General features: G+C 45.8%; 14 protein-coding genes. 8 read left to right on the top strand and 6 right to left on the bottom strand.

Features of this window, described 5'->3' with window-relative positions:
- Positions 1–251 precede the first annotated feature (251 nt).
- Both purH and purD read left to right on the top strand, forming a co-directional pair.
- Positions 252–1,841: a bifunctional phosphoribosylaminoimidazolecarboxamide formyltransferase/IMP cyclohydrolase gene (purH, locus tag PR799_RS17185; protein ID WP_272523018.1), complete on the top strand. Its 1,590-nt coding sequence runs from the start codon at positions 252–254 to the stop codon at positions 1,839–1,841.
- 15 nt (positions 1,842–1,856) lie between these two features.
- Positions 1,857–3,143: a phosphoribosylamine--glycine ligase gene (gene purD / locus PR799_RS17190; protein WP_154626087.1), complete on the top strand. Its 1,287-nt coding sequence runs from the start codon at positions 1,857–1,859 to the stop codon at positions 3,141–3,143.
- Between the two features lie 243 nt (positions 3,144–3,386).
- On the opposite strand, the gene PR799_RS17195 is transcribed toward purD, so the two are convergent.
- The 6 genes from PR799_RS17195 to nudC all read right to left on the bottom strand — a co-directional run bounded on the left by PR799_RS17195 (position 3,387) and on the right by nudC (position 7,987).
- Entirely contained in the window at positions 3,387–4,070 is a 684-nt protein-coding gene (locus PR799_RS17195) for a DUF1481 domain-containing protein (protein ID WP_154626085.1), read from the bottom strand.
- 32 nt (positions 4,071–4,102) lie between these two features.
- A complete protein-coding gene (locus tag PR799_RS17200; RefSeq protein WP_006657071.1) occupies positions 4,103–4,375 on the bottom strand; it encodes an HU family DNA-binding protein in 273 nt (90 codons plus the stop codon).
- 199 nt (positions 4,376–4,574) lie between these two features.
- Positions 4,575–5,162 (bottom strand): YjaG family protein, encoded by a 588-nt coding sequence (locus tag PR799_RS17205; RefSeq protein WP_036953566.1) that lies wholly within the window; start codon positions 5,160–5,162, stop codon positions 4,575–4,577.
- A gap of 74 nt (positions 5,163–5,236) precedes the next feature.
- Positions 5,237–5,908 carry a deoxyribonuclease V gene (gene nfi / locus PR799_RS17210; RefSeq protein WP_154626083.1) on the bottom strand — a complete coding sequence of 224 codons (672 nt, stop codon included), beginning with the start codon at positions 5,906–5,908 and terminating at the stop codon, positions 5,237–5,239.
- 137 nt (positions 5,909–6,045) lie between these two features.
- Positions 6,046–7,110 (bottom strand): uroporphyrinogen decarboxylase, encoded by a 1,065-nt coding sequence (gene hemE, locus PR799_RS17215; protein WP_272523019.1) that lies wholly within the window; start codon positions 7,108–7,110, stop codon positions 6,046–6,048.
- Between the two features lie 88 nt (positions 7,111–7,198).
- Positions 7,199–7,987, bottom strand: a complete 789-nt coding sequence (gene nudC, locus PR799_RS17220; RefSeq protein ID WP_154626079.1) for an NAD(+) diphosphatase — start codon at positions 7,985–7,987, stop codon at positions 7,199–7,201.
- 226 nt (positions 7,988–8,213) lie between these two features.
- Between nudC and PR799_RS17225 the strand changes: the two genes are divergently transcribed.
- The 6 genes from PR799_RS17225 to PR799_RS17250 are packed head-to-tail and all read left to right on the top strand — an operon-like array spanning position 8,214 to position 13,536.
- The gene (locus PR799_RS17225) at positions 8,214–9,266 is read left to right on the top strand and encodes an ABC transporter substrate-binding protein (RefSeq protein ID WP_154626077.1); all 1,053 of its coding nucleotides are present in this window, start codon (positions 8,214–8,216) and stop codon (positions 9,264–9,266) included.
- 24 nt (positions 9,267–9,290) lie between these two features.
- Positions 9,291–10,109 (top strand): alkaline phosphatase family protein, encoded by an 819-nt coding sequence (locus tag PR799_RS17230; RefSeq protein ID WP_272523022.1) that lies wholly within the window; start codon positions 9,291–9,293, stop codon positions 10,107–10,109.
- Positions 10,109–11,011 (top strand): ABC transporter permease, encoded by a 903-nt coding sequence (locus PR799_RS17235; protein WP_272523025.1) that lies wholly within the window; start codon positions 10,109–10,111, stop codon positions 11,009–11,011. Before PR799_RS17230 ends, PR799_RS17235 begins: the two co-directional genes overlap by 1 nt.
- Positions 10,998–11,813 carry an ABC transporter permease gene (locus PR799_RS17240; protein ID WP_154603139.1) on the top strand — a complete coding sequence of 272 codons (816 nt, stop codon included), beginning with the start codon at positions 10,998–11,000 and terminating at the stop codon, positions 11,811–11,813. Before PR799_RS17235 ends, PR799_RS17240 begins: the two co-directional genes overlap by 14 nt.
- The gene (locus tag PR799_RS17245) at positions 11,810–12,826 is read left to right on the top strand and encodes an ABC transporter ATP-binding protein (protein ID WP_154626071.1); all 1,017 of its coding nucleotides are present in this window, start codon (positions 11,810–11,812) and stop codon (positions 12,824–12,826) included. The genes PR799_RS17240 and PR799_RS17245 overlap by 4 nt, the downstream gene beginning before the upstream one ends.
- 32 nt (positions 12,827–12,858) lie before the next feature.
- Positions 12,859–13,536 (top strand): HAD family hydrolase, encoded by a 678-nt coding sequence (locus PR799_RS17250; RefSeq protein ID WP_154626069.1) that lies wholly within the window; start codon positions 12,859–12,861, stop codon positions 13,534–13,536.
- The last annotated feature ends 49 nt before the right edge of the window (positions 13,537–13,585 follow it).

The raw sequence follows: 13,585 nt of genomic DNA on the forward strand, positions 1-13,585 counted from the left end.
CCCTTTTTTTAAGATTTTTTACGGTTTTTAGTTCAACTGCTGCATTCCACAGCAAAACCCCTATTTATACTCACTTACACACAGATTTATCCACAGACTGAAAAAATAGTGAAAATAGTTCGCGCATTACGCAAACGTTTGCGCTACAATTGGCGCGAAAATTCGGCATTGATTTTATTTTGATGCTCTGAAATTGTTAGTGACTTATATATAGATATTGCTTCTTTATCCAAATCCAAGGGATCTATCTCATGCAACAGCTTCGTCCTATTCGCCGTGCCCTGCTTAGTGTGTCTGATAAAACAGGGGTTGTTGAATTCGCTAAGGCGCTTTCTCACCGTGGTGTTGAACTGCTTTCTACCGGTGGAACCGCTAAATTACTAGCAGAGCAAGGCCTTAAGGTCACTGAAGTTTCAGATTACACAGGTTTTCCTGAAATGATGGATGGTCGAGTTAAGACTTTGCACCCGAAAGTTCACGGTGGGATCTTAGGTCGTCGCGGTAAAGATGATGCCATCATGCAGCAGCATGACATTGCACCTATTGATATGGTGGTTGTAAACCTTTATCCATTTGCTCAAACCGTCGCAAAACCAAACTGCACATTAGAAGATGCTGTTGAGAATATCGATATTGGCGGTCCAACGATGGTTCGCTCCGCAGCCAAGAACCATAAAGACGTGGCTATCGTGGTTAACAGTAATGACTATGACAAAATCATCGAAGAGATGGATAACCACGAAAACTCCCTGAACTGGTCAACACGTTTTGACTTAGCCATTAAAGCATTTGAGCACACCGCAGCTTATGACAGCATGATTGCTAACTACTTTGGTGAACTGGTCGCGCCATATCACGGTGATACTACTCAGCCATCAGGTCGTTTCCCTCGTACCCTGAATTTAAACTTCATTAAGAAGCAAGATATGCGCTATGGCGAAAACAGCCATCAAGATGCCGCTTTCTATATAGAAGAAAATCCAAAAGAAGCGTCGATTGCCACTGCGAACCAAATTCAAGGTAAAGCACTTTCTTATAATAATATCGCAGACACTGATGCCGCTCTTGAGTGTGTTAAATCTTTCGATGAGCCTGCCTGCGTTATTGTTAAGCATGCTAACCCTTGTGGCATTGCTATTGGTGACAATATCCATACCGCTTATGATAAAGCATTCAAGACTGACCCAACCTCAGCATTCGGTGGCATCATTGCGTTTAACCGCCAATTAGATAAAGCCACCGCAGAAGCCATCATTGAACGCCAATTTGTTGAAGTGATTATTGCCCCTTCTATTGCTGAAGATGCATTACCTTCTTTATCTACCAAGCAAAACGTACGCGTTCTGGTGTGTGGTGAATGGAGCAAGCCAGTTGCAGGTTTAGATTTCAAACGTGTGAATGGCGGTTTATTGGTTCAAGACCGAGACTTAGGTATGGTCGAAGCGGAAGATTTACGCGTCGTGACCACACGCCAGCCAACTGAGCGTGAATTAAAAGATGCGCTGTTCTGCTGGAAAGTGGCTAAATTCGTAAAATCAAATGCGATTGTTTATTCGAAGAATGACATGACTATCGGTATTGGTGCAGGCCAAATGAGCCGTGTGTACTCTGCTAAGATTGCTGGGATCAAAGCCGCTGATGAAGGTTTAGAAGTCGCAGGCTGTGCAATGGCATCCGATGCATTCTTCCCATTCCGCGATGGCATCGATGCAGCTGCCTCTGTAGGCGTTACTTGCGTTATTCAACCAGGTGGATCTATTCGTGATGATGAAGTAATTGCCGCTGCCAATGAACATGGCATCGCAATGATCTTCACTAACATGCGTCATTTCCGTCACTAATTGCTAGGGGTTTCTATGAATATACTGATTATTGGTGGTGGTGGTCGTGAGCACGCTTTAGCATGGAAAGCCGCACAGTCTCCATTAGCAGATAAAGTGTATGTTGCACCGGGTAACGCGGGTACTGCACTGGAACCTGCTCTGGAAAATGTCGATATCTCAGCAACTGACATTGATGGTTTACTGCAATTTGCCAAAGACAAGCAAATCGGTTTAACCATCGTAGGCCCAGAGGCACCATTAGTTATCGGTGTGGTCAATGCATTCAAACAGGCTGGTTTAACCATTTTTGGACCAACTCAAGGTGCTGCGCAGTTAGAAGGTTCTAAAGCGTTCACCAAAGATTTCTTAGCGCGTCACAATATTCCGACTGCAGCTTATGAAAACTTTACGGAAATTGAGCCTGCTTTGGCTTATTTAGATAAAGTCGGCGCACCTATCGTTATCAAAGCTGATGGTTTGGCTGCTGGTAAAGGCGTGATTGTGGCGATGACGCTGCAAGAAGCTAAAGATGCCGTCCATGATATGCTGGCTGGCAATGCATTCGGTGATGCGGGCCATCGCATCGTTATCGAAGAGTTCCTTGATGGCGAAGAAGCAAGTTTCATCGTCATGGTGGATGGCGAGAATGTCATTCCGATGGCAACCAGCCAAGACCATAAACGTGTTGGCGATAGAGATACTGGCTTAAACACTGGCGGTATGGGTGCATATTCCCCAGCGCCAGTGGTGACAGATACGGTTCATCAGCGTGTTATGGAGCAAGTCATTTATCCGACCGTTAAAGGGATGGATCAAGAAGGGAACCGTTACCAAGGTTTCTTATATGCAGGTTTGATGATTGATAAAGCGGGCAATCCGAAAGTTATCGAGTTTAACTGCCGTTTTGGCGACCCAGAAACTCAGCCAATTATGATGCGCTTACAATCTGATTTAGTCGCTCTGTGTTTAGCGGGTGCTAAAGGCGAACTCGCAGGTAAAGATTCCCTGTGGGATGAACGTCCAGCGCTAGGTATCGTGATTGCGGCAGGTGGATATCCAGGTGATTATCGCAATGGTGATGTGATTTCGGGTCTCCCAACCTCAGAAGCGACTGATAGCAAAGTGTTCCATGCAGGTACCAAACTAAACCAAGCAGGTGAGGTCGTCACTGCTGGCGGACGCGTTCTGTGTGTCACTGCGTTAGGTAATGACATCGCAAAAGCCCAAGCTAAAGCGTATGAAGTTGCCAAGACTATCAATTGGTCTGGCAGCTTCTATCGCAACGATATCGGCTACCGTGCCATCGCTCGTATTAAGTAATAGAACAAATAATAGAAGCAAGTAACCCACAAGCTGATAAGAGGAAACTTTTATCAGCTTTTTACTTTTGAATTTTTGCTGTTTACTTTTTGCCTTTGACCTTCACACCACCAATGGCTCTAAGTATTTCGAAGCATAGCTAGGCGGCAAGGTTACTTATGCCCAGGAGCATAGATAACTATATGACTGAGTTAAGTCACCGAAGCCAACAACGCTAGGATTTGAAAGACGACGAGCGGTGACCTACAAAGAATCTTTAGAAGGTTGCCAGCTGCAAAAATTAGTATCCGCCACCATCAAAAGCTGACTCCCCTCTGGCGACTCCAGCCACGCCAAATTCAGCTCTTTCGTCCAGACTTTGGCTCTATCATCTAGCCATTTCTGTGCATACGGTTCGAAAGTAACATCGCGCTTTTCACCATCACAAGTGGTGATTTTACCTTGCTTCCAATACCCTTGATGTAGCTCTACGCCACCCACAATCAGTGCGGTATTAATATTCAAGATACGGTCGGCTTCAAAGCGCCAACGATTAATTTCATCAGAGGAAAGCGGGGTTTTGATATTATTTTGCGCGCGCTGCATAAACACAATTTCATTATCTTTACTAAAGCGCAGTTGTTCCGTGATGTTGTTATCCCCTTGATTGAGGACTTGGCTGCGGATTTGCCACAATTTGCCATCACGATATTCAAAGAAATTGACGGAGGTGTCGGTTCTTTTATAGGGGCTATACACCACCATTAAGACCAACGGCTGACTCTTCGCATCATTCAGTCTCCACATTCGGATTACGCCTTCATCGGCAATAAATCCGCTGGCACTAAACTCAGGGAGTCGAGGCGAATTAGAAGAACAGGCGCTTAGTATTGAGACTGCTCCCAACACCAGCAACCTTTGGCGAATAAACAAAAGGGGTAACTTCATACCCCCTCTGATAATTCTCGTAGACAATGTACTTATTTTACAGCGTCTTTCAGTGCTTTACCGGCAGAGAATGCTGGTACAGTTGTTGCAGGAATTTGGATTTCTGCTTTAGTTTGTGGGTTACGACCGGTACGAGCTGCACGGTGGCTAACTTTAAAAGTACCGAAACCGACCAGTTGTACTGCTTCGCCGCTTTTCAGAGAATCTGAAATTGCGCTCAGAGTTGCTTCTAAAGCTGCTTTAGCTTGAGTTTTAGTCAGATCTGCTGATTCTGCGATAGCATCAACTAATTCAGTCTTGTTCATAAATTATCCTTACACAGTGTGTTTATCGTTTGCAAAGCATCGAGTGCGTCGGATATGCCAGATAGACAGCCCCTGATACACGCCCCCGATAGCCACTTCTTCTCGCCCCTAAATGTAGAACAGAGTAGGGGTAAATGTGAAGTCTTAGTACACAGCATTACTGCTTTAAGTCACGTTTTCGCGTTTAAAAGTGCAAAATTTACGCGACAGTAATGCCGATATTGCTGACACCCGCTTCGCGGAGGTCAGATTTTAATCCTTTAATTAACTCTAAGTCTCGTTCTTCGCAAGCGGCTAATAAGCGGAAAATGTCCCATTGAATGTCCCACTCTTCTTCCACAGCAGGCACCACTTTTAGCTCTTCATCGGTCATTTCACGCCCTGCTTGAGTCATTTCAAGCATAGCAACAGTACGAATCGATGCTTCACTGACTAAGATTGCGTGCTCCAGGGTTTCACCACTCAGTTTTGCATGAATGAGTTCACCTAAAGCAATACAAGCGTCGATAGCGGGATAAACACCGTACATATCGAAGTCATCGGCGACTGGAATAATTTCTTCTAACTTCTCTAACTGATTGTCGAAATTGACTTTGCTATCTTTGATAACCAAGGTTTCCCAAACTAAATCAAGGATGGCACGATAAACCTTCGCATCAGCAAATTCAGTTTGCTGGCAAAACATTTGATAATTAGGATACATTCTCTCGCACAGGGATGCCATGAAGGTCATATGCTGCCAGCTTTCTAGTTTCTCTAACCTCAAATGAATAGGATTTCTTAACATAATTTCTGACTCATCAATCTCAATACTTCGCAGTTTACCTGAAAATCTGCCAATGCCACATATTTTGCTGATAATTAGCCAATTTTCTCATTCATTCGCTTAAAAAATGTGCGATTCGAAGCGATTCCATCAGCAAAACGGGTCGGTTCTGGCAATCTATACCCCTGAATACACCGTTTTACCCACTCTAGCGAGGAAATAAAACTGACTTTGTGACCCGGAGAAAGATATAAAGGATTACAGCGTTTCTTACTGCGATAAACCCACCCTAATTGCTCTTGAGCCGCTTTCAACATTTCGACACTTTCAGGTTCAGCATTGAGTTCGACAACATCACCACATAAACGGCTTTTTGCTACCCCTATCGTCGCTACATCGGCCAATAATCCAAAATGACAAGCCACCCCAAAACGCCGCGGATGAGCAATACCTTGACCATCCACCAGCACTAAGTCGGGCTTTTGTTGAATTCTTTCCCATGCAGCCATTAATCCTGGGACTTCACGAAACGAGAGCAACCCGGGTATATAGGGTAACTGAGTTGGGATCCGTGCGATTTGATACTCCACCAATTGCAGCTCAGGCCATGAAAGCACCACAATTACCGCGCGAGTCACAGTACCGTCTTGCTCAAAACCGACATCCGCACCACCAATAAAACGCGGCGGGACAAACTCATCATTCAGAATGACTTGTTGAGCTAGCTCTACCTGCTGTTGTCGCAACTGCTGAGTATCAATTGCCATCATGGAACCATTATTAATAAGGATTAATCATAGATGATAATGATGCACTTACAAGATCCTGTAAATACATCGCTTAAATCAGAGGCACAAATAGCGGCAAATCACTGCAAAGTGACGCCGCTATTGGGAATGAAAGACTATTGGTGATATTGACGAGAGAAACGGTGAACCGCGTCCACAAATGCACCCGCATGTTCAGGCGCTACATCTTGATGAATACCATGACCTAAATTGAAGACATGCCCTTCACCTTGACCAAAGCCAGCTAAAATATGCTGTACTTCTTGCTCAATACGCGCAGGTGGCGCATATAACATTGAAGGATCCATATTGCCTTGCAGCGCCACTTTGTCACCAACACGGCGACGAGCATCCGCAATTTCGGTCGTCCAATCCAAACCTAGCGCATCACAACCTGTTGCCGCCATCTCTTCTAACCACTGACCGCCACCTTTAGTAAACAGGGTCACAGGCACACGACGGCTGTCATTTTCACGGATTAAACCATCGACAATTTTGTGCATGTAGCGCAGGGAGAATTCCAGATAATCACGCTTAGTTAATACGCCGCCCCACGTATCAAAAATCATCAGGGATTGCGCCCCCGCACGTACTTGAGCATTCAGATACAAAATCACACTATCCGCCAGCTTATCCAGCAGCAAATGCAGCGTCTTTGGATCTTCATACATCATTTTTTTGATTTTAGTGAACGCTTTGCTGCTGCCACCTTCAACCATATAGGTCGCTAATGTCCACGGGCTACCCGAGAAACCAATCAGTGGCACATCACCATTTAAGGCTTTACGAATGGCACGAACGGCGTCCATTACATAGCCCAGTTCCATTTCTGGATCGAGAATTGGGATATTTTTAACATCGGCAGCGCTTGCTACTGGTCTTTCAAAACGAGGGCCTTCCCCTGTTTCGAAATAGAGCCCCAGCCCCATCGCATCAGGAATGGTTAGAATATCAGAGAATAAAATTGCGGCGTCTAATGGAAAACGACGAAGTGGTTGTAACGTGACTTCACACGCTAACTCAGTATTTTTGCACAAAGCAATAAAATCACCAGCTTCTGCACGAGTTGCTTTATATTCTGGTAGGTAACGCCCTGCTTGACGCATCATCCATACTGGGGTCACATCTACAGGCTGGCGTAGCAACGCACGTAGATAGCGGTCATTTTTCAACTCAGTCATTATTTACTCCATTATTATTGTGGCCGCCGCAAATGGCTAAGGCGCCATATTATACCAGTAAAGGGAAACAATATCAGCGCCAGCGCAATTAGTGGTTATCTTCATCAAATTGACGACATAACACCACGCTATCTTCAATTAATCGCCGAGCAATCGTATCTCCCGGCGGGATCAGCGGCAGATCATTATAGTGATACCAGTTAGCGCTCACTAACTCTTTAGGATCTACTTGAATGTCCCCACTATCATAATCCGCTAAAAAGCCCATCATCAACGAGTGTGGGAATGGCCAAGGCTGGGAAGAGACATAACGAATATTGCGTACTTTTATATGGCTCTCTTCCATCACTTCGCGAGCCACCGCCTCTTCTAAGGTTTCCCCCACTTCCACAAAACCTGCCAGCACCGTGAACAGCGGATTTTGTGAATGGCGACGATGTTGTGCCAGCAAAATATGATCATCGCGGCGAATACCGACGATAATGCATGGGGCAATTTGTGGATAATAACGTTCATGGCAGTGGTCGCACAGACATGCCCACTCCGTTGAACTATGGCGCATCGCCGTTCCGCAATATCCACAATAACGATGAGAGCGATAAAATTCCGCGAGCTGTACACCACGCCCTGCGAGGCGAAATAGCCCTTCATCTTGAGAAGCGACCACGCGAGGCGAAGCCATATCCGATGACATTTTTTCAGCAATCAGCCAGACAATTTCCCCTTGCCACTCACCGATCGGAGTCGCGAGTTTTCCCGTTAACCCAAACTGCTGTGCAGCACCTCTTGGTACATCACCTTGGGGCAACCATAACCGCCCCGCAAAGCAGACAAACCACCAGCCGCTTTCGGTTCCTGCTAATGTGTGTTTATTCATTCTGTTTCTCTATTTCAGCACGCTGAGTTGCGGTTAAAGATACGCTTGTTTTATAGATTGTCATACAACCGTTTGATTCGTCACTACCCTTTCACGATTTTGACACTTTTTAGACATTTAAAAGTCACCGCATCTAAAAAGTGTCACACAACTGTCAATTCATTGTCATCTCAAATAATTAGCATGCCAACTAACCAATACGGCGACTCTTATAGAGAGAAACAAGATGAAAGCTATCGTACCTGCAATTTTACTGTCACTCAGTGCGTCTCAAATGGCATTTGCGGCTGACAGCGATTTAACCCAACTTATCGAAGCTGCAAAGAAAGAAGGCCAAGTTTATAGCGTCGGGATGCCTGATACATGGGCGAACTGGAAAGGCACATGGCAGGATTTATCGACAGAATACGGTTTAAAACATCAAGATACAGACATGAGCTCTGCGCAGGAAATTGCAAAGTTTGCCGCTGAAAAAAATAACGCCACCGCAGATATCGGTGATGTCGGCGCATCTTTCGGCCCTGTTGCTGTGCAAAAAGGCGTGACTCAGCCGTACAAGCCGACCACTTGGTCACAAGTGCCGGACTGGGCAAAAGATAAAGATGGTCATTGGGCGCTGGCTTATACCGGCACTATCGCATTTATGATCAATAAAGACTTAGTCAAAGACGCCCCAAAAAGCTGGGATGATTTACTTAAAGGAAAATACAAAGTCACCGTTGGGGATGTGGGCATTGCTGCACAAGCCAACAACGCTGTATTGGCTGCCGCTTTTGCACGTGGTGGCGATGAAAATAACCTGAAGCCTGCCATTGAATTCTTTGGCGAATTAGCCAAACAAAAGCGTTTATCCGTCAATGACCCAACGGTTGCCAACATCGAAAAAGGCGAAGTGGAAGTGGGAATTTTATGGGACTTCAACGCACTGAACTACCGTGACCAAATCAACCGTGACCGCTTTATCGTGGTGATCCCATCCGATGGCAGCGTTATCTCCGGTTACACCACCATCATCAATAAGTTTGCTAAAAACCCAAATGCCGCGAAATTAGCCCGCGAGTTTATCTTCAGTGATAAAGGACAAATCAACCTTGCAGAAGGTTATGCGCGCCCAATTCGTGCTCAATATCTGACACTGCCTGCGGATATCCAAGCCAAATTACTGCCAGATGAGCAATACAAAAATGTTCACCCGATTAAAGATGCCGAAGGCTGGGAAAAGTCATCACGCAATTTACCGAAAATGTGGCAGCAACAAGTATTAATTCACCAGCAATAATCGCAATTAGGAATCAACAGTCTGATGTCTGAAAAAGTCATACTTGTTGTTCTCGACGGTTTAAGTTATTCAGTAGCCCATCAATGTATGGGCTATCTCAATGGTCTTATCAAAGCCGATAGAGCAACACTTTATAAAATGGAGTGTGAGCTCCCATCCATGTCTCGCCCGCTGTACGAATGCATTTTGACGGGCATTCCTCCGGTTCAAAGTGGCATCGTCAACAACGATGTGGTGCGACTTTCTCACTTCGAGAGCATCTTTTCACTGGCTCACCAAGCCGGAAAAACCACGGCAGCGGCAGCGTACTATTGGGTCAGTGAGCTGTATAACCGTGCGCCATTTGAGGCGAACCGCGACCGATTTACCCATGATAAACAGCTACCGATTCAGCATGGTTGCTTCTACCAAGCAGACCACTACCCTGATGATCACCTGTTTATGGATGCCGAATATCTACGCACCCAGCACGACCCCGATTTTTTACTGATCCACCCCATGAATATCGATGATGCGGGGCATAAGTTTGGATTTGACTCCCCCCAGTATCGCAATGCAGCCCGTAAAGCAGACATTTATTTATCCCATTACTTACCGATGTGGATAGAGCAAGGCTACCAAATCATCATCACCAGCGACCACGGGATGAATAACGACCGTAGCCACGGTGGTATTTTACCAGAAGAGTGTACAGTTCCGCTGTTGACTATCGGCAGCGCATTCTCTCATCGCCCCGACGTTCCGATGGAGCAAACGGCGATTTGTGGCACCGTTTGCCAGTTACTGGGTGCGCCATTCACAGACAAAACTGTATGCCATGATTTATTAGCAGGAGGTCGCTAATGGCGGATATCCCTGCCAACGACCAGCCCCGCCAGCAAGAGAGAGGCTTAACGATGTTTAACAAGCCCAATGTACGTTTTCACTGGCGCGCCACACTGTTAATCGTGCCGTTTATTGTGCTGTTTTGCCTGTTTCAAATCGCCCCGATGATTTGGGTGCTATTCAATAGTTTTGTCTACGAAGAAGCGTGGTCTTTTGAAAATTACGTTGAAATTTTCTCCAATGATTTCTACCTACAAGCGTTTCAAAACACCCTATGGCTATCGCTAATTTGTAGCGTTGTTGGCTTGTTGATCGCCTGCGTAACGGCATTTTCTATCTATAAGATGCAAGGCAAAGTGCGCAATTTCATGATTTCGTTTACCACCATGGCGAGCAACTTCAGCGGCGTCCCATTAGCTTTCGCATTTATTATTATCTTAGGTTTTAACGGGGCGATTACCCTGCAACTTAAAGCGTGGGGATGGATTGATGATTTTAATATTTACAGCGCCAGTGGCTTGATGCTGCTGTACATCTACTTCCAAATCCCGCTTGGTATTTTACTGCTTTATCCTGCATTCGATGCACTTAAACCTGAATGGGAAGATGCGGCAAAAACCATGGGCGCCAGCAAGTTAACCTACTGGCTGAAAGTGGGCATTCCCGTCATTTCCCCTGCCCTGTTAGGAACATTTATTATCTTGATTGCCAATGCCGTTGGCGCTTATGCCAGTACTTACGCACTCACCAGTGGTAACTACAACTTGGTCACTATCCGCATTGCCAGCCTGGTCTCTGGCGACCTGTTCTTAGAGCCAAATATGGCAGCCGCGCTGTCCGTTGTGCTGATTGCAATCCTCGGGTTTATCACCGCCATCCACCACTGGCTATTAAAGCGGAGCTACCATGCTAAATCCTAATATTCGTAGCCCAAAAGCACCGAGCTTACTGTTTCATAAAATGGTTCTCGGCACCGTTGCCGCTATTCTTGCGCTGCCAATTATCGCCACTTTTATTTACTCCATTTCGAGCTCGTGGGGCGCGACGATTATGCCTGATGCGCTCTCGATCAAATGGTATTTGCAACTGTGGCAAGATCCGCGCTTTTTAATGGCATTTGGGCGATCGCTACTGATCTGTTTTGGCACATTGCTGATCAGCGTACTGGTCATTTTGCCAATGACTTTTGCCGTTTTTTACCGTTTTCCAAAGCTCAAAGGGTTGATGGATTTACTGATTATTCTCCCCTTTGCGATCCCACCCGTGGTTTCTTCAGTCGGTTTACTGCAAATCTTTGCTGATGAGCCATTCATGTTGGTCGGTACTCCGTGGATCTTAATTGGCACCTACTTCACCATTACGTTGCCATTTATGTACCGCGCGCTGGCGAATAGCTTTCAAGGGATCAACTTGCACGACTTAATGGATGCCGCACACCTACTCGGCGCCAGCACCTTTAAAGCCTTTTTAATGATAGTCCTGCCAAATATCCGTAAAGGGTTATTGGTCTCTTTACTGATTTCCTTCTCATTCTTAATGGGAGAATTCGTATTCGCCAATATCTTAGTGGGAACCCGCTTTGAAACCTTGCAGATCTATCTGTTTAATATGCGCCAAACTAGCGGACATTTTACCTCTGCGCTAGTGATGTCTTACTTCCTATTTACGTTGTTGCTCACGTGGTTAGCAACGCGCTTGAATCGTGAGGGAAATGAACGATGAGCTACGTTATTGCCGAAAACCTAACAAAATCTTTTGGTCAGAACCAAGTATTCTCCGATATCCAGTTTACGATTGAACAAGGGGAATTTATTACGCTATTGGGGCCAAGTGGCTGCGGAAAATCCACATTACTGCGTTGTATCGCGGGGCTTGAACAACCTGACAGCGGGGAGCTGTATATCAACCGCCAGAATATCACTCAGCAGCCAGCTCAACAGCGCGGCGTGGGCATGGTATTTCAAAGCTATGCCCTCTTCCCAAACATGACGGTGGCTGAAAACATCGCGTTTGGGTTGAAAATGCGTAAGATGCCCGCCACTGAGCGAGATAAAGCCGTGGCGGAAGTCATCGATATGGTGGAATTACAAGGCAAAGAAAACCAATATCCGCACCAACTTTCGGGTGGTCAGCGCCAGCGTGTTGCCCTTGCTCGCGCATTGGTGATGAAGCCACAAATTTTACTCCTCGATGAGCCGTTATCCGCCCTTGATGCCCGCATTCGTAAACATTTACGCCAGCAAATTCGTGAAATTCAGCGAGAGCTGAAGCTCACCACCATTTTCGTCACCCACGACCAGGACGAAGCGATGATTATGTCTGACCGCATCTTCTTAATGAACAAAGGCTCAATTATCCAAAGCGATACTGCGGAAAATATCTATACTCAGCCAGCTACTGAATTTGTGGCTCGATTTATGGGGCACTACAATCTGGTGGACGCTGAAAAAGCCAATGGGATGCTGGGCGTGAATTTACAAGGCACCCTAGCCATTCGCCCTGAGTCCATTTATGTTCGCGAAGTGGGACGTCAATATGGCAACCATATTTCGGCACCTGTGGATGCCGTGATCCTTGACCACCAACTTTTAGGGAATATTATTCGCTATAGCGTGAACACGCCTGCGGGGGATATGACCGTGGACTTGCTCAACCGCTCATCTGAGCGTTTATTTGAGCCAGGCACACGCCTTGAGTTAATGTTTAATAAAAATGAAATTCGAGCTCTAAGCTAATCAACAATAAGCTAGTCAGTGAAAGGAACCCCATGCAAAACCCATCTACGCAAACCAAATTAGCGATTTTTGATCTCGATGATACCCTGATCCGTGGCGATAGCAGCGTACTTTGGACGCAATATTTATGGGATAAGAAAATCATTACCGACCCGCGTTTTGTCGAAGCCGATAAAGAGATGATGGCGCAATACAACGCGGGCAATTTGGATATGGTGACTTACTTAAAGTTTAGTTTGCAGACTCTTGATGGCTTTAAAACTGAACAAGTCGATGAGTGGTTAGATGATTTTGTGGATACCATTATCATTCCGCGCATTTACCCTAACGCATTAAGCACAATTGCTTCATACCGATCCCAAGGGATCCCGATCATTGTGATCTCCGCAACGGTCACCTTTATCGTGAAGAAGGTAGCAGATCGCCTTGGCGCCGATGTCACGATGGGCATTGATATTAAGCGTTCAAATGGCTGTTACACCACCGAAATTGACGGTATCCCGACCTTCAAAGAGGGCAAAGTGAAGCGTTTAACTCAGTGGATTGCCCATCAGCCAATCACCGATGCGTATATTTATTTCTATACCGATTCCGCCAATGATCTACCAATGTGTCATTTCGCCGATGAGACGTTCATCATCAACGGTGACCCGCGCCTGCTCCAAGCCGCCACTGAAAACCACTGGCCGCAATATTCGTGGAGTTTGTAAACCCCCTATTTAGCCAACCTAGTTTTAACTTTTAACTCTTAATTTCTAG

Origin of the sequence: Providencia sp. PROV202 (assembly GCF_028479565.1) — a bacterium.
GTDB classification, from domain to species: domain Bacteria; phylum Pseudomonadota; class Gammaproteobacteria; order Enterobacterales; family Enterobacteriaceae; genus Providencia; species Providencia zhijiangensis.